The organism is Paenactinomyces guangxiensis (assembly GCF_016055185.1).
Classification (GTDB): Bacteria; Bacillota; Bacilli; order Thermoactinomycetales; family Thermoactinomycetaceae; genus Paenactinomyces; species Paenactinomyces guangxiensis.
Genome location: NZ_JAECVR010000001.1, coordinates 267,655 through 285,528, shown reverse-complemented (window position 1 = coordinate 285,528; position 17,874 = coordinate 267,655). Strand labels below are relative to the sequence as shown.

General features: G+C 42.9%; 15 protein-coding genes and 1 pseudogene. 15 read left to right on the top strand and 1 reads right to left on the bottom strand.

Going from position 1 to position 17,874, the window contains the following annotated elements; all coding sequences use genetic code 11:
- Window positions 1-213: 213 nt before the first annotated feature.
- The 13 genes and pseudogenes from I8U27_RS01460 to I8U27_RS01400 all read left to right on the top strand — a co-directional run.
- Window positions 214-660, top strand: coding sequence for a GtrA family protein (locus I8U27_RS01460; protein ID WP_181750269.1), 447 nt, complete (start codon window positions 214-216; stop codon window positions 658-660).
- Between the two features lie 89 nt (window positions 661-749).
- Complete coding sequence (locus tag I8U27_RS01455; protein WP_181750270.1) at window positions 750-1,709, top strand: glycosyltransferase family 2 protein; 960 nt, start codon at window positions 750-752, stop codon at window positions 1,707-1,709.
- 63 nt (window positions 1,710-1,772) lie between these two features.
- A complete protein-coding gene (locus I8U27_RS01450; RefSeq protein ID WP_181750271.1) occupies window positions 1,773-4,466 on the top strand; it encodes a YfhO family protein in 2,694 nt (897 codons plus the stop codon).
- A 193-nt stretch (window positions 4,467-4,659) separates the two neighbouring features.
- Complete coding sequence (locus I8U27_RS01445) at window positions 4,660-5,664, top strand: LacI family DNA-binding transcriptional regulator (RefSeq protein ID WP_181750272.1); 1,005 nt, start codon at window positions 4,660-4,662, stop codon at window positions 5,662-5,664.
- A gap of 91 nt (window positions 5,665-5,755) precedes the next feature.
- Window positions 5,756-6,769, top strand: coding sequence for an ureidoglycolate dehydrogenase (gene allD, locus I8U27_RS01440; protein WP_181750273.1), 1,014 nt, complete (start codon window positions 5,756-5,758; stop codon window positions 6,767-6,769).
- A gap of 12 nt (window positions 6,770-6,781) precedes the next feature.
- Window positions 6,782-7,732: a sugar kinase gene (locus I8U27_RS01435; protein WP_181750274.1), complete on the top strand. Its 951-nt coding sequence runs from the start codon at window positions 6,782-6,784 to the stop codon at window positions 7,730-7,732.
- A gap of 16 nt (window positions 7,733-7,748) precedes the next feature.
- Window positions 7,749-8,387, top strand: coding sequence for a bifunctional 4-hydroxy-2-oxoglutarate aldolase/2-dehydro-3-deoxy-phosphogluconate aldolase (locus I8U27_RS01430; protein ID WP_181750275.1), 639 nt, complete (start codon window positions 7,749-7,751; stop codon window positions 8,385-8,387).
- Between the two features lie 72 nt (window positions 8,388-8,459).
- The gene (locus I8U27_RS01425) at window positions 8,460-9,473 is read left to right on the top strand and encodes a TRAP transporter substrate-binding protein (protein WP_198065818.1); all 1,014 of its coding nucleotides are present in this window, start codon (window positions 8,460-8,462) and stop codon (window positions 9,471-9,473) included.
- 51 nt (window positions 9,474-9,524) lie between these two features.
- Window positions 9,525-10,049, top strand: a complete 525-nt coding sequence (locus I8U27_RS01420; protein ID WP_181750276.1) for a TRAP transporter small permease — start codon at window positions 9,525-9,527, stop codon at window positions 10,047-10,049.
- Window positions 10,046-11,320, top strand: a complete 1,275-nt coding sequence (locus I8U27_RS01415) for a TRAP transporter large permease (RefSeq protein WP_181750277.1) — start codon at window positions 10,046-10,048, stop codon at window positions 11,318-11,320. The genes I8U27_RS01420 and I8U27_RS01415 overlap by 4 nt, the downstream gene beginning before the upstream one ends.
- Window positions 11,321-11,687: 367 nt before the next feature.
- Window positions 11,688-13,019: a nucleobase:cation symporter-2 family protein gene (locus I8U27_RS01410; RefSeq protein WP_181750278.1), complete on the top strand. Its 1,332-nt coding sequence runs from the start codon at window positions 11,688-11,690 to the stop codon at window positions 13,017-13,019.
- Window positions 13,020-13,805: 786 nt separating this feature from the next.
- Window positions 13,806-14,903 carry a M24 family metallopeptidase gene (locus I8U27_RS01405; protein ID WP_181750279.1) on the top strand — a complete coding sequence of 366 codons (1,098 nt, stop codon included), beginning with the start codon at window positions 13,806-13,808 and terminating at the stop codon, window positions 14,901-14,903.
- 71 nt (window positions 14,904-14,974) lie between these two features.
- Window positions 14,975-15,151, top strand: a pseudogene (locus tag I8U27_RS01400) (NADAR domain-containing protein); the annotation flags it as partial.
- Between the two features lie 107 nt (window positions 15,152-15,258).
- Here the strand turns inward: I8U27_RS01400 and I8U27_RS01395 are convergent.
- On the bottom strand, window positions 15,259-16,353 hold the full coding sequence (locus I8U27_RS01395) for an SDR family oxidoreductase (RefSeq protein ID WP_181750280.1): 1,095 nt from the start codon (window positions 16,351-16,353) through the stop codon (window positions 15,259-15,261).
- A gap of 253 nt (window positions 16,354-16,606) precedes the next feature.
- Here I8U27_RS01395 and I8U27_RS01390 point away from each other — a divergent pair, with 253 nt between their 5' ends.
- Both I8U27_RS01390 and I8U27_RS01385 read left to right on the top strand, forming a co-directional pair.
- Complete coding sequence (locus I8U27_RS01390; RefSeq protein WP_181750281.1) at window positions 16,607-17,062, top strand: SACOL1771 family peroxiredoxin; 456 nt, start codon at window positions 16,607-16,609, stop codon at window positions 17,060-17,062.
- Window positions 17,063-17,283: 221 nt separating this feature from the next.
- Complete coding sequence (locus I8U27_RS01385; protein ID WP_181750282.1) at window positions 17,284-17,874, top strand: DedA family protein; 591 nt, start codon at window positions 17,284-17,286, stop codon at window positions 17,872-17,874.

Genomic DNA, 17,874 nt, shown 5'->3' with positions numbered 1-17,874 from the left:
GGGATTTTATATGCCAACCGTTATTAGTTTCTGGCAAGTTGTCGGGGATAGAAAAATGGACTTGCTTCCGAACTAAATATATAAGGAACATTTATTATAAATTTTCAAATGAGAAGCACGAGTTTGATTATAGTACGAAAATATATAGAAATCAAGACCTAAAACAAGAAGTTATCCCGATGGAGTTCAGCTTATTTTGAGGGAGAAACAGAAATGAAGATCATCAATAATCAAATCATTCGATTTGTCATCGTAGGTGCTCTTAACACAGCCATTTATTATTTGTTGTATTTGATTTTTATTCACCTGATTAAGCTGGATTATCTGATCTCACATATTCTCGCTTTTATCCTGAGTATGATTGGTTCTTTTTTTATGAACACTCATTTTACTTATAAGACAAAACCGACACTAAAGAAATTTCTTCAGTTTCCTTTAACTTATGTGGTTAATATTTCAGTAACCACCGGGAGTGTATATATTCTGGTAGATCTGTTAGGTTGGGATAAAAACATATCACCATTGGTCGCTTCATTAATCGCAATCCCATTTACCTTTATCGTTTCAAAGAAAATATTGGTCAGGAAAGCTAACGATACTTACACGGGACCTGATGTTAAGCAGCGAATGCACAGGGAAGACACTTCGTTTAATGACTGAACAGACCTGATGTGCATCAGCTCTTTTTGCGCCGGAATCGCTATGAGATGAGAGTTGAGTGATTTTGAGTAAAGGTAGGTTTACAGCCAATGATTTCAATCATAGCACCATGTTTTAATGAAGAAGAAGTTTTGCCGCAGTTTTATGATGAAGTTACAAAAGTAATGAACAGAACGAGATACGACTATGAAATTATTTTTATTAATGATGGCAGCAGGGATCGTACTTTGGAGATTTTAAGAGATCTTTCCAAGGGAGATAAAAAAGTAAATTATATTTCATTCAGTCGGAACTTTGGAAAGGAAGGAGCCATGTTGGCAGGTTTAAACTTTTCCAAAGGAGATGCCGTTATCATTATGGATACTGATTTACAGCATCCCCCCGAGCTTATACCGGAGATGATTTCCTATTTTGAGAAAGGTTACGATCAAGTTATTGCAAAACGAAATCGCAAAGGCGAATCGTTTTTTAGAGCATTCGTCTCAAAAATTTATTATAAGTGTATCAATCAGTTTGTAGATATTACTTTAGCAGATGGTGTCGGTGATTTTCGCCTGTTAAGTAGACAAGCCGTAAATGCGCTGCTCTCTTTAAATGAGTATAATCGTTTTTCAAAAGGACTGTTTTCGTGGATTGGGTTTAAAGAGCATATGATTGAATTTGAAAATGTGAACAGAACAGCCGGCATCAGTAAATGGTCATTCCTGAAGCTTTTAAACTACGCCATTGATGGACTGGTTTCATTTAACAATAAGCCGTTGCGGATCGCCATCTATATGGGATTAACCGTGACACTGCTGGATATTTTATATGTTCTTTTTATGTTTATTAAAACCCTGTTAAATGGACCGGATGTTCCCGGGTATTTTACGATTATCGCGTCTGTATCTTTATTTGGCGGAATTCAATTAATTTTCCTTGGTTTGATCGGGGAGTATATTGGCAGAATCTACTACGAGTCTAAAAAAAGACCTCACTACATTGTTGAAGAAGAAAGTTTTACCCAAAAAAGTGAAGAGAGACAGGACAAACATCATGTTCTCTATTGAAATGGTGATAGAGAAATACGCATAAACTGGAGATTTACTTCTTAGAAGGAGAAGAAAAACCTGATGAACCAAAAAAAATTAAATATTTCTAAAAACACCAGGAATATTCTCCTGTGCTATGGGCTAATTTTGGTTTCGGCTATTGCTATTCATGCCTATTTTGTTTATTTCAAACCGTACTTTAGTGAAGCATGTTGCGATTCCCTGACCCAACTGGCTCATTTTTACCCCTTTTTACAGAATGAATACGGACAGGGGAACTTTACATGGTCATGGGAACATGGTTTGGGGGGAGACCTGTTTGCCGGATATCTCTTCTACTACTCCACCTCTCCGTTCTTTTGGGTTTCGATGCTTTTTGATCTTTCATCATTAAAGGCAACCATTGAATTTAAATTATATATGAGTATTTTTAAGCTTTTTCTTGCCATGATCTTTCTTTACCACTTGTTGCGTTGTCTGAAGAGATCCAATACGTCAGCGCTTATCGGCAGTCTCATCTACGGCGGTTCACTCTATTTTATGATCTACTCACTGCGATATGATTTTATGGCTGACGGAATGGTTTGGCTCTCTCTCGTTATTCTGGGTTATGAAAGATTGATAGATAAAAACAAAAAGTCTTTATTTGTTTTTGCTGTGTTCCTGATCGTTTGCTCCAATTTCTATTTGGCATTTATCAGCAGTATCTATTTGTTCTTATATGCCATTTTGAAATATTTCTTAAAGGAAGAAACATATAGTTTCTTGGGATTTTTTAAGCACTATGTAAAAACCGGCTTCTATTATTTGATCGGATTTTTATTAGCGGCTTTTGCATTTCTGCCTGCGGTATACAGTTATCTGCATGTGGACCGGTTTTACTCTGAGATCCGGATTCCGCTTTTCTTTGGTGAAGATTTTTATCAAGCACTGTTTGGCAACCTTTTCTTTTTGACTGAAAGAATAGGCTTTGTTGTGGTCTTTCCTGTGCTGGTATTATTCCTGTTTCTTTACGGATTTTTGATTCGTGACAAACAAACGAAAATCAGATTTTGGTTCCTTTTATTTATCTTTTTGCTGGCTTTGATTCCGTTCACTTATTCCTTATTTAATGGTTTATCAAACATGCAATACCGCTGGTTATATCTGTTTTCTTTTACATTTTCCGTAACTTCCTCATTTATCCTGGATGAACTTTTACGAAAAGAAGTACGTTTACCCAGGGCTATGATCGGGCTCTCAATGTTTCTGCTGGGTTTATTTTGTTTGTATAAAGGTTTTGGCGTCTGGTTTGACTCCGATACAAGTAAGCATACGGCTGATCCCGGCACCAATCTGATCTTTTTATACAAGTTTGGCGTTTGCTTTATATTTTTGTGTGGGATCATCGTTTCTGTTATTTTGTTGATGAAAAACAAATGGCCGCGAGAAATCGTTTCGGCTTCTCTCATCGTTGTCGTTTTCCTCAATGTATCCTTTTTGAATATGTCTGCTTTCGGCAGCTTATACGGGCATCCGGCAGCGTTGGATAAGCGCCTTGATACTGTATTTTCATGGTATGGATTAGCGAAAGATATTCAAATGTTTCAGGATATTAAGAAGAATGACCCCGGCTTTTATCGCACAACCCTTATCAATAAGGAAGATTATATTAATGAGGCGTTGGTTTATCATTTTAATGGCTTTGGAATTTACAATAGTTTATTATCCGGTAATGTTCACAATTTCTTTAAAAACGAGTATAACATTCTCCAGGTAAATATCCCCAGTCAAATTAACAAATTGGATAATCGCTTGCTTTTGGGAACTGCCCTGGCCAATAAATATTACGTAATCCATCGGGAACGGGCTTTTCAGCCATATGGATATTCACTGGTAAAAGAGGTGGGGGACTATCAAATCTGGAAAAATAACTTCACGCTGCCGATCGGTTTTTTCTATGACGCTGTGGTAGATGAGCATACCTTTGCCAGGCTCAACTTTTCGGAACGAGATCAATTGCTTCTCAAAGCGGCTGTGGTTAAGGACGGGACAGACACAGGGCTGCCCGCATTTAATCCCGCACAATTAAAGGATAAAACTTTTCCGGTGAAAAAAAGTAATCTAAAACTGATCAATGCCTCTTTAAAAGGTCATCTGCTGACTGCCAAACAAGAAGCAAAGCTGATTATCCAAAACTTCTTTTACAAACAGCAAGGGGAAGTGCTGGTTGACATGGTGATTGGCAGAACAGACGGAGGCAGGTATGAACTGAATGTAAATGAGAAGAGATTTATTTATTTTGGAGAAAATTCCCTTTATAATTATCCGAAAGATGAGGTTGTATTTCGAGTTGGTGGAGTGGAGCAGCCAAAAGAGATCGTGATTCAGCTATCGCCGGGACAATATAAACTGGAGGAGCTTAAGCTAACCTTTAACTCCTTTCAAACCTACCGGGAACTGGTGAAAGAAAAGCAAAAGCAATCATTGCAAAATGTAAAGGTAACCAGTGGCCATGTTTCAGGAAGCATTTATGCCCCAAAAAACGGGATTCTCTTTCTGTCGATCCCATATAGTGAAGGCTGGCGGGTGAAGGTGGATGGCGTGAACACGAAATCACTGGAGATTAACTCTGCCTTTATCGGAGTCCCGATAACAAAAGGAACACACAAAGTAGTGCTTGAATACAGGACACCATACCTTTCACTCGGGCTTGCCATCTCCGTCACTACACTTTTGATTCTGTCAGGTGCTTTCTTATATCACTTTCGATACCAAAGACTGAAGAAAAAATAAAATGTAACGGTCGCAGTGGTTTTCATGCACTGCGGCTTTTTTCAATTTAGTAAAATTAAAAATAAAAAGATTACAGTAAAGGAGTGCCATTTTATAGGTTGTGTACTTTTTTGCCTATTGCAAAGCGCTTACATTTTTTTTATACTCGAACTAAATCGATTTACTAAACCGGTTTAGTTAAAGGGTGTACCCCATGAAAAAAGTAACAATGGCTGAAGTTGCAAAACATGCCAATGTTTCAAAAAGTACAGTCTCACAATACTTAAATAAACGTTATGACTACATGAGCAAGAAGACAAAGCAGCGAATTGAACAGGCGATTCGGGAGTTAGGATATCAGCCTAATTTCGTTGCAAGAAGCCTGAAACAAAAGAAAACCTCCACCATTGGCGTCATTGTGGCCAATATTTTGCATACGTTTTCTACTCAGATTATTAGGGCGATTGAGGATGTGTGTCATGAAAGTGATTACCATGTGATTGTTTGCAACGCTGATGATGACCCCGACAAAGAAAAGAAATATATACAAATGTTGATGGCAAAACAAGTTGACGGGTTGATTGTGTTTCCGACAGGCGGAAACATCAACCTTTATCAATCCATGGTAAAAGAGAAGTTTCCGCTTGTATTTGTAGACCGGATCGTTTCCGGCCTGTCCGTCGACACGGTTATTCTGGATAATGAAGCGGCTGCCAAACTGGCGGTCAATCATTTTATTGAAAAAGGCTATGAGCGAATCGGGATTGTGACAACTTCATTAATCCATAACCTGACCCCAAGGGTTGAACGGATCACTGGATTTATCAAGGCCATGGAGGAACACCAAATGCCGATCCGGGATGATTACGTGAGGGGGATGGAGGTCCATCTGATTAAAGAGGGATTAAGGGAGATGTACGCGCTGGATCAACCGCCTCAAGCGATTCTGGCCGGAAATGATCTGGCACTGATGGAGATTCTAACTTATGCAAAAGAGAACAAGATCACCATTCCCGGCCAGCTTGCCCTGATCGGGATTGACGAGGTTTCATTCGCAAATATTTACAACCCTCCTTTAACAACAGTGAAACAACCGGTATTTCAAATGGGGAAAAAAGCGGCTGAACTGTTGTTCCGAAAGATTGAGAATCCGGATCCTTCCGGGGAATCCCGCGTTCACCGTTTTGAGCCGGAATTGATAGAACGGGAGTCCTGTTAAATGAGGATCATACCATGCAGAACCTGGTTGGTTCGTTTGCATAACGAAATAGGCAAGCTTAAATAAAAGACCTTGAAAGGATGTTGTCACAATGGGAGATGTGATTGTACCACAGAAAGAACTGGCAGGAATGGTAGTCAAAAAATTAACCAAGGCGGGTTTGCGTGAAGACCATGCAAAGGTGGTTGCTGATGTACTTGTTCATGCAGATCTGCGGGGCGTAAGTTCTCACGGTGTCTTGCGTACGGAGCATTATGTCAAACGCCTGACCATGGGCGGCTTAAATCCAAGCCCTGAATTCTCCGTAAAAGATACGGGACCCTGTACAGCTGTATTTGACGGGGATGACGGCATGGGACATGTTGTTGCAAAAGAGGCGATGGATTATGCGATTCAACTGGCGGAAAAGAACGGGGTCGGCATGGTGGGGGTTATCAACAGCAGCCACTGCGGCGCACTATCCTATTTTGTTCAACAGGCAGCGGAAAAGAATTTAATCGGGATGGCCCTTACTCATACAGATAAAGTTGTGGTTCCATTTGGGGGGGCGAAACCTTACTTTGGCACAAACCCGATCGCATTCGCCTTCCCGGCGAAAGAAAACAAACCTGTGATTCTCGACATGGCAACAAGCAATGTGGCGTTTGGTAAAGTGCTCCACGCCAGGGAAGCAGGCACATCAATTCCGGCAGACTGGGGCGTTGATGAAAACGGCAAGCCGTCCACGGACCCCAACCGGGTAACAGCTCTTCTGCCGTTTGCCGGACCGAAAGGATATGGACTTGCGATGGTTGTTGATGTACTGTCCGGTCTGTTAACAGGTTCCGCATTTGGCCCTCATATTACCACCATGTACGGTAATTACAGCAAAATGCGTAAGCTGGGTCACTTGGTGTGCGCGGTCAATCCGGCAGCATTTACAGATCCGTCCGGGTTTCTTGCCAACATGGACCAGATGATCAATGAAATTCATGAAACACAACCGGCTGAAGGCTTTGAAAAAGTGTTGGTTCCGGGTGAGCCTGAGCAGTTGAGAGAAAAAGAAAGGCTTGAAAACGGTGTGCCGGTGACAGAGACAGTTTATCAATATCTTGCCCAGGAATAGGATGCGATGTGGATGGATGTTGTAACCATTGGGGAAACAATGGCGTTGTTTACACCCGATATGTCCGGGATGATGAGGTATGCGAAATCTTTTTCAATGAAATTAGGCGGAGCTGAATCCAATGTCGCAATCGGTTTGTCACGGCTTGGGCATCGAACAGGCTGGATCAGCAAGGTTGGCAACGATGAATTCGGCAAAGCCATGCTTTCCTTTATCAGTGGTGAAGGCGTGGATGTCAGCAGGGTGAAAGTAGATCCGAGCGCGCCGACAGGTATTTACTTTAAGGAATTGAGAAGAGCAGATGATGTCCGGGTTACTTATTACCGGAAGGGTTCTGCCGCAAGTACGCTATCCAAACTGGATCTGGATGAGGAGTATATCGCAAAAGCCAAGTATCTCCATATCACCGGGATTACCCCGGCCTTAAGTGAAAGCTGCGCAGAGATGATCGATGAGGCGGTAAACATTGCCAAAAGAAGCGGGGTTAAAGTTGTTTTTGACCCCAATTTGCGAAAAAAACTCTGGAACGAAGAAAAAGCGAGGGAAACTCTCAGCGAACTGGCGGCGAAAGCAGATATCGTACTCCCGGGAATCGCTGAAGGAGAGTTTATATTCGGGGAAAGTGACCCGGAAAAGCTTGGGCAGCTGTTCCTCAATCACGGAGTCTCAATCGTTGTTCTGAAATTAGGAGCAGAAGGAGCATGGTATTTTTCAAAGGAAAAAAATGTAAAGGTTGCGGGGTTTCCGGTTGAGCGTGTCATTGATCCTGTTGGTGCGGGGGATGGATTTGCCGCCGGGTTTCTTTCCGGATTGCTGGATTCACTCAGTCCGGAACAGGCTGTTGAAAGAGGCAATGCGGTTGGAGCCCTGGTCACGATGGTGAACGGAGATGTAGAAGGTCTGCCTGAGCGTGACGAAATCGAAGCGTTTATCAATAGAAAAAATGATGATGTGCATCGTTAGGGAGGTGGTTTCTAAAATGAATTTATTGAACCAGATCAAAGAAAATGGAATCGTAGCTGTTATTCGCGGTGCGAGACCGCAGAATGTGTCAGATATCGCAAGAGCGCTCAAAAATGGCGGTGTGAAAACGCTGGAAATTACGGTAGAAACACCAAAAGTACTGTCATTGATTGAGCAAGTTTCCGATGAATTTGGTGATGAAGTTATTGTCGGTGCAGGGACGGTGCTTGACCCGGAAACCGCAAGAGCTGCTATTATGGCAGGCGCGAAGTTTATCTTCTCACCAACAGTCAATCCGGAAACGATCAAAATGGCGAAGCGTTACGGTGTACTAAGTATACCGGGAGCGTTAACGCCCACTGAGATTTTAACTGCTTATGAAAATGGGGCAGATCTGATCAAAGTATTTCCGGCCAATCTGTTTGGCCCTCGTTATATCAAGGATATCCACGGGCCTATGCCGCATATTCCACTGATGCCGACAGGCGGGCTGAATGTTGATAATGTGGGTGACTATATCAAGGCGGGTGCTGTGGCTGCGGGAATCGGCAGCTCTCTGGTAAACACCAAAAAAGCAATGAATGAAGACTACTTCATTGACTTAGAAAATAAAGCTTCTCAATTTGTACAGGCTGTTAATGCGGCAAGAGTTTAGCCTCTGCAAGGGGAGGCTCTGGTTTTGACGGCCTCCCCGTTTGTCTGGTGGTTGTAACAAGGGGGGAAAAACATGAAAATGAAAACGCTTATATCCATTTTTATGATCATTTCATTATTCTTTACCTCTGCTTGCAGTTTGCTCGAAAATGCCGGAAAGGCCAAAAATGGGGTTACTACCATCAAAATCGCAAACTATTGCTCGGAAACACATCCGCAAAATATTGCATTAAGGGAAAAGTTTAAACCGATGGTTGAAGAAAAAACCCATGGCAAATATAAAGTTGAAATCTATCCCGCCAATGCACTCGGGGATGAAGAACAATTTTCGAGTGGTGTACGGATCGGATCGATTCAAATGGCGATTACCGGAATGGGATTGCAAATAGCCAATCCGAAAATCGGTGTTGTTGAATGGCCTTATTTGTTTGATAACTATGAGCAGGCAAACCGGATTTTACACGGGGAAGTCGGTGAGGAAATCGGGGATGCCTTCAGAGAACTTGGCGCTGAACCGCTTGCCTGGACCGCAAACGGTTTCAGAGTGGTGTCAGCAAACCGAAAAATTGACTCCATGGAGGATTTTAAAGGATTCCGTTTAAGGATGGGGAACATTCCGATTTTCATTAGCACGGGCAAGGCGTTGGGAGCGAATGTACAGCCGCTTGCTCTTTCAGAAGTGTTTACCGCCCTTGAACAGGGTGTGATTGACGGACAGGAAAATCCTTATGTGACCTTAAAAGAGTCCGGCTTTTATGAGGTTCAAAGCCATGTAACGGAAACAAGGCACATGTTCAGTCCTAATGTATATTTAATGAACAAAAAATTTTATGATGGATTAGATAAAGAAACACAGAAAATTATTCGTGAAGCAGCCAGAGAGTCTGCCCAATATGAATGGAAGCTTCTCCAAGAATCAGAGGAAAAAGTAAAAAAAGAGCTTGAAAAGGAAGGGATTGAAATTATTGTTCCCGACGAGAAGTTTCGGAGCGAGCTGGAAAAATCAGTAGAGCCTGTTTATGAAGAGCTGTACAAAAAGTATGATTGGGCGGAAGAGTTGGTGAACAAGATTCGTGCACAAAAGTAGCTCTCTGAGCACGGCCTGAATGCCCAGTCTGTTCATAAGGGGTGGAAGTAGATGAAAAAAATATTAAAGCTGCTGAATCAGGTACTGAACGGAGTCATTGTAGTGATTATGGCAGGCATGGTAAGCCTTGTTTTTTTGAATGTCGTGCTTCGCTACGGATTTGAGTCGGGAATTACCTGGTCAGAAGAAATGGCCAGATATATGTTTGTGTGGATTGTTTTTCTGGGTGCGGTTGTAGCGGTCAAGGATAAAAGTCATCTTGGCGTTGATTTGCTCATTGCAAGAGTTCCGCGGCCAGTGCAGAAAATATTATATTTTATTTCCAATTCACTCGTTATTTTTGTCCTTATTCTATTCATTGACGGTTTGTTTAAAATGATTGAGTTGAACAAAATGGTTTCGGGTCCGGCGACTGGAATTCCGGTTGCATTCTTTTACCTTGCCGGAGTTGTAGCCGGGGTCCTGATGATTATCATCAGCGGGGTACAGACGATTCGTTTTGTGTTTTTCGGCCAGGACCTTCCGGATTGGGCAAAAGCTGATGCGATTCAGCATGAAGGAGGGAAAGCAAAATGATCTGGCTGTTTCTCATATCGCTGTTTTTACTTCTGTTAATCGGTGTTCCTGTTGCATACTCGATGTTAGCCAGTGCTGTGGTCATGCTGGTCGCACTTGGATTATTTGATACGGGGATCCTTGGTGAATATTTAGTCAAAGGGGCGAATAATTTCTCGTTAATGGCAATCCCGTTCTTTATTTTAACCGGTGAAATCATGAACGCTGGCGGGGTTTCAAAACGTATTGTGGATTTTGCCAGCTCACTTGTCGGACATATCCGCGGCGGATTGGGATATGTAGTTATTATTTCCGGTGTTATTTTTGCCGGATTGTCAGGGTCAGCTGTGGCTGACACAGCCGCTTTGGGCGCGATTCTGATTCCGATGATGATTGCAAAGGGATACAACAAAAATCGTTCGACTGGTTTGGTTGCTTCTACCGGGATTATTGGAACTGTTATCCCGCCAAGCATTCCGATGATTTTGTTTGGTGTCATTGGAGGCGTTTCCATTACGAAATTGTTTATGGCAGGAATCATACCGGGGATTTTAATCTCTCTTGGACTGGTTGTGGTATGGTATTTTGTCTCCAAACGGGATCAAAGTGAAACACTTCCGAAAGCAACGATGAAGCAAAGGTGGACAGCTTTTATCCGCGCCTTCTGGGCACTCCTTCTGCCTTTAATTATTATCGTGGGCTTGCGCGGCGGTGTCTTTACCCCGACAGAAGCAGGGGTTGTTGCGGCAGTATATGCATTGATGATCAGCTTTGGCTATCGTGAAATTAAGTGGAGCCAGTTGCCAAAAGTGTTTGTTGATACGGCAAAAACGACTGGTGTTGTTATGTTTGTGGCTTCAACCGCCATCGTATCCGGATACGCCATCACGGTTGGACAAGTTCCTCAACAACTAAGTGAATTTCTAACCAGCATTACTGACAACCCAACAACTTTATTATTACTGATCATGCTTCTATTGCTTATTGTCGGTTGTGTGATGGATTTGACACCGGCGATCTTAATCTTTACTCCTGTACTGCTCCCGGTTGTCACAGAGGCAGGCATTGATCCGGTTTACTTCGGCTTGTTAATGGTTATCAACCTTTCGATCGGATTAATTACACCGCCGATTGGAACGGTCCTTTATGTGGGCTGCGGGATCAGTAAAATTAGTATTGTTGATATTACAAAAGGGATCTGGCCATTCTTGCTCATGCAAATTGCCATTCTGCTCTCTATGGTATTTTTCCCAGAGATTGTAACTGTTCCAGTAGAATGGTTCACAGAATAGAACGGTCTTTAGGAAGTTTTGGATTTACCTTCAATGACGTGAAAGCCTTTAATATGAAACTGTGTGTCTCAGTCGGAAAAAGCGGGAACCGATGAAAAAGGGTCCCGCTTTTTATTTATTCCGTTTTTAGAGATTTCGACAGCTAACAGTCCTGAATCATTTACCGAAAAAAAATCTCTCCCCACATGGAATAAATCGGAAAATGATATTTTACTAAAAAAATATTTAACAAGTCAGCCGGTTTAAGATACAATATGACAATATAAGTCCGAAAGTTATTATGGATATATTTGATTATTGTTCGTGTTTTCAGGTTATCTGGCCTGGAAAAAATGACGGGGGAGTAAATGAGTAAGGGGGAGAGCAGATGAAAGGTTTAAGCTCCTGGAAAATTGGAGTTTTGGGTTTGCAACACGTGTTGGCGATGTATGCCGGGGCGGTAGTGGTTCCGTTGATCGTTGGGCCGGCGATGGGGATGACGGCTCACCAGTTGGCTTATCTCATTTCGATTGACTTGTTTACCTGTGGAATTGCCTCACTGATTCAAGTCATCGGCGGCCGTCATCTGGGTATTAAATTACCGGTTATTCTCGGGTGTACCTTCACAGCGGTCACTCCCATGATCGCCATTGGCAAAATTGAAGGGATTACAGCCATTTATGGAGCGATCATAGCATCAGGGATTGTGGTCATGATCATCGCACAATTTTTTGGCAAGATCATGAAATGGTTTCCTCCGATTGTTACCGGTTCTGTTGTTATGACGATCGGAGTCTCTCTTATTCCCGTGGCCATGAATAATGTAGCCGGTGGACAGGGGTCCCCTTCTTTTGGAGACTGGAAAAATTTACTGCTGGCTGCCATTACTTTTATATCGGTCATTTTAATCAATCGCTTTTTTAACGGGTATATTCAAGCAATCTCTGTACTTATTTCTTTAATTATCGGAACTGCTGTTGCCGCTTTTATGGGGCTGGTTGATTTCAAAACTGTTGCAGATGCAGATTGGTTCCGCGTTGTACAACCACTCTATTTCGGGATGCCGGAATTTCACATTTCCGCGATTATTACCATGAGTCTGGTCGCGATTGTCAGTATGATTGAGTCAACAGGTGTGTTTCTGGCTCTTGGGGAAGTTTGTGATAGAAAGCTGGAGTCGCAGGATTTAAAAAGGGGATTGCGGGCGGAAGGGTTAGCCGTCGTGATTGGCGGGCTCTTTAATGCTTTCCCTTATACTACCTTCTCACAAAACGTAGGACTGCTCACTCTCAGCAAGGTAAAAACCCGCAACGTTGTGATCGCGGCAGGGTTCATTCTCATCGTCCTGGGGTGCCTGCCGAAGGTGGCTGCCATTACTACCATCATCCCGACTCCAGTTTTGGGGGGAGCAATGATTCCCATGTTTGGAATGGTGATCGCTTCCGGGGTTCGCATGCTTTCCAAAGTGGATTTCAGGCGGAATGAAAACTTATTGATTGTCGCCTGCTCTGTGGGGATCGGTCTGGGCACTGCCGTTGTCCCGGGAATTTTTAAAACTGTTCCCGATGCAGTCAAATTACTTGTAGAAAACGGGATTGTACTGGGAAGCTTCACAGCGGTTTTCTTGAACTGGCTGTTAAACCATAAAAGGGCATGGATCGGTTCATCTCACAACCGGATGGATCAAACAGGGGAGAAAGCGGCTGAGGCGGTGTTGTGAGGGACTTGCTGTGTGAGCGGGATCAAATCCGAGCAAATGAACCCCGGCTAGGTCTGGGGTTTTATTTTTTACCAGGTGGAACCGTTTTCTTCTTAAGCAGAGGATTCCCCCGGTGGGGGAGTGAGGAGAAAGCATGGGTATGAAGAAGGGGGAGACAAGAAAGTTAGTCAAAATGATAAGGATTAACCTCCTGTTTATAAGGTGATTCTTTGCTGACTTCGCCTGAAGGCCAAGAATACATTCCGTTTTTTTCGGGAGGAAGATTCGGATCTGCTTTGACGGAACTTAGTTCTTTTAAGCAATTAAAACAGACTAAAAGGTTTTTTCCCTCTTTGATAAACCGGGCTTCATATTTGGCCGAAGATTTGCCGCAATTTTCGCATAAATATCCTTTGTTTCTGTCCAACTTGATAACGCTCCTTTCTTAACATAATTTAGTGCCGGTAAATAAAAAACTTCTTCATAATATATTATATATTCGACATTCCGACTAAATACCCTCTTTTAATCGAGTAAAAATTCTACCACGACATCATATTTTAACAATTATACATGATTCTAAATGAAAATACCAGTTTAGAACAGATGTTGCCATGATCGTACAGGGATTTTCCTCCGCCTGACTGTATTCATGTCCCGCCCAGTATACAAATTTATTTTTTAACCCGATGTTATAGCATATAATAATGTTGTTAAAGTTTCGATGTTTCCCTTTGAAATCTGTTGATCCGCATGAAGGGAAATCTTGATTATATAAAGTAAATGGAACGCAGGAGTGATTTTAGCATGCAGCAGAGATGGGACAAAATATCCGCCTGGCTTCGCGAACAACAGGCAGATGCGGCATTTATTCATACCACACCCAATGTTTTTTATCTTTCCCAATTTTTTTGCCATCCGCATGAGCGATTGCTGAGGTTGTTTATATTTCCTGAGGCCGAGCCTTTTTTGGTCTGTCCGCAAATGGAGGTTGCCAGTGCAAGGAACGCCGGCTGGAAAAACCCCGTCCTGGGCTATGATGATGTGCAGAATCCATGGGAAATGATCGCAAGCGAATTGGCGAAGCGGTCAGTTTCCGCACACGCAACTGTTGCTATTGAAAAAGAACAACTCTCTTATTCTCGTGTTGAACAATTGCAAGCAGTAATCCCTCATGCCCGCTTTGTTTCGGCAGATGAACCTTTAAACCGGCTGCGCCTGATTAAAGATGCCGGAGAAATCAAACTTTTAAGGGAAGCTGCCGCAATAGCTGATTATGGCGTAGAAGTAGGGATCTCGGCGCTCAAACAGGGATGTTCGGAGATGGAAGTAGTTGCCCGGATCGAATGGGAGATGAAGAAAAAAGGAATCCATGAAATGTCTTTCTCCACCACAGTTTTGTTTGGGGGAAAAACAGCCTTCCCTCATGGGACTCCTGCTCTTGCTCCATTACAGCCGGGGGATTTGGTATTATTTGATCTCGGTGTGGTTCTGGATGGATATTGTTCCGATATCACCCGAACGGTGGGTTTCCGGTCGGTGAACGAGCAGCAGCAACAAATCTATGAGACAGTGTTGAAAGCACAGCAAAAAGCACTTGAACAGTGCAGAACGGGAACGATAATGGGAGATCTGGACCGTGCCGCCAGATCGGTCATCAGCGATGCCGGTTACGGTGAGTTTTTCCCGCATCGACTTGGCCATGGCCTTGGCATTGATGTGCATGAGTATCCATCTATCAATGAAACAAATGACTCTCCATTGCAAGCCGGTATGGTCTTCACTGTTGAACCGGGGATCTACATACAAGGGCTTGGGGGTGTGCGTATTGAGGACGATGTGCTGATCACCAGAGAAGGTTGTGAAACCTTAACCCGATTCCCCAAGGAGCTGCAGATTATTTAAGATGAATCCGGTGAGGAGGAGTGGGCCGTGCAACCCAGGGATGAAGGTTTGTCTATCGCCCGGACTGGGTAAAAATCAAGGATGAGATCATGAGACGTGCTGATTATGTCAAATTTCAATCTCATGATGACCTTCAGCAAATCTTGTTATCCACAGGGAATGAAGGCATTATTGAGAAAACAACGAAAGATATGTACTGGGGATGCGGGTCAGACGGGACGGGGAAAAACCGTTGGGGCAAATATTGATGGAAGTGCGCGAACAATTGCGGAACTAGTAATCGTGTAACATGTGAAAAAAGAGTGGAGGGGCAGCTATTATAAGCCCCAGCCCCTCTCTCTCGAGGTAAAGTTACCTACCTGATGACAATATGTTTTTTGGGGTCATGCTTATTCCGGCGATAAAACTCAACCGTCGCTTCAACCGTCTTTTTAAAATCGGGAAAAGTGATCCCTGAGCCTTGTAAATCTTGCAGGGCCTGAGAGGAGTCGTAGAAGGCAGCACAGGAAAAATAGTCGAGCGCTTCCTTTTCTACTTTCAACCATTTGCGCAATTGCGGAAGGGAGAGGATGCTCTTCGTAAGGCTTAGCGGAATCGTGCCCGTCGGCTTACGGTTTAAGTATTCCTGCATCAGCATTTCGTAAATCTGGTTCATGGAGTAAGGATGAGGATCAGTTAAGTGATAGGTTTTTCCTGTACCTTCCGGTAAATGGCCCAAATAAAGAGTTGCGTTCAGTACATAGTCAACGGGCACGAAGTTACCAACTGCTTTGCTGTCGCCCAAAAATGGAATCCAGGGCCACAATCGTAATCGATCAAAAAAATTAAGCATAAAATAAAGGCCATCAAATTTGAGTGTTGTCCCGGTACGAGAGTCTCCTTTGACGATGCCCGGGCGTATGATCGTGGCAGGAACCTGACCGTTCATACCCCGGACTAACACTTCTGCCTCAAATTTTGTTTTTTCATAGTGATTTTTAAAGGTTTGATTCATTGCCAACTCATGTTCATATATCTTCCCTTCTCTGGTTCCGGATACATAAGCGGTGCTAAAATACACATACCTTTTCACATGTTTCAATGTCCGTACCCAGTCATTGACATGAGCGGTGCCAGTGACGTTAACCCGGTAGGCCAGCTTTTCGGGAACGGCCAGATCATAAATGGCTGCAAGATGGTAAACATATTCGACTTGTTCTTGGAGCCGCCTCAGATTCTCGTTACTCAGCCTCATATTTGGATAAGTTATGTCTCCGGCAATGACTGTAATCTGATCGGCAAATATCCCGGTTTCCACCATCAAGTTGGTGACCGCCTCTTCAGCCTTGGGTACAAACTCGGGCAGGACAAGGAGATAGACTTGATCAACCTGATGTTCACTTTCCAGCAATTGTCGAAGGAGAGCTGATGCAATAAAACCCGGAAATCCGGTAAAAAAGTATGTGCCCATCCCGATACTCCCTTCATCAAACATTGGGGTAGTTCACTTATTTTCGTCTGAAGGAAAATTATATGAATATTTTAACTTTACTAATTATATTATTTATTCTAACATTTTGTTCTTCAAGTGAAAATTTGCTTCTGTGATGTTACTTGATACATTTCTTGTTAGAATAAAAGGGAGTGCGTTTCATTATTCTTGGGCAACCTCTGGCGAAGAGAAAAAGTACGTCTTTGATATTACAACGAAAGTAGGGATTTATATGTCACGTCACCATTTTTATATGAAAGCCAATTGGAGTGGTGGGAGAGGAGGGGTAGGAACGATTAGCGCAGGTCATTTGCAAAGCCATATATCCATTCCTGAAGTGATGGACGGACCGGGAGTGGGAACAAACCCGGATGAAATGCTGATTGGCGCGGCGGGAACCTGTTACCTGATCACATTAGCGGCGATCCTTGAGCGGCGTCAGCTGCCCGTACTTGAACTTACCCTGGAAACAGAAGGAATTGTCCATGCAGATAAAAAGTTAGTATTTGAAAAAATTATTCACCGCCCCAGGCTGGTGGTGGAAGACACAGCAACAGAGAACCAGCTTGACAGCATCAAACAAGCTGCCGAACATGCGGAGAAAAATTGCATGATTTCCAATGCATTGCGGGGAAACGTTGAACTGGAAGTGGATGCCCACATCTTCAAAAAACATGAGCAAACTTAAGGATATTACAGGGAGAGAATTGGCAAAGATTTTTACCCTTGTCATGAAGTGTCATGATTCCTTTATTTACCCTTCTATCTCCCTGTTTAGATTAAACCGTCTGTATGGTATACTGAAACTTGATGTTTTTATGCTTCAAAAATAAAAAAGTTTTCAAACGGGTTTTTTTCTTCATTAGCGGCTAGTTTAGCGGGTTATTTTAGTCATCAGGGAGTGGGCATATGCTGCAATTTGCTTTAGATTTTCTTGAAAAATGTGGACCCTGGGGTTTATTTGCGGCGACTGCCATTGAAGCTTCCTCTGTACCGTTTCCCGGAGCGATGTTTGTTCTGATCTACGGTTATCTCTTTCAGGTAGGCCCCTGGCAACTGGTTTTGTTAGGTGCTTTAAATAGTGCCGTATATACTCTGTTTAGCCTTATTCCATTTTACCTTGGGTATAAAATAGAGAACTTCTCAAAGAAGAAACTGGACCAAAGTAAAGTAGAGAAAGTACAATTATGGTTTAAAAAATATGGGGAGTGGACCATTATCTTCTCCCGTCCAACCAGTTTTGGAAACTACATTTCTTATATTTCGGGCTTGAGCAGGATCAAGCCGTGGCGCTTTATCCTGTTCACTTATTTTGGAGTGTTTCCCTGGAACACCCTGCTTTTATTTATAGGAAATCTGGGCAGCTTGGACACAGTCCAGCGGTTTCTGGATGTCTCGCAAAAGTTTGGCACCATACTTGCCGTTGCGGTGATTCTCATCGCCCTTACCTGGTATGTTTTGCGAAGGGAAAAACAGAAGCAGAATTGTGAAAAAGGATAG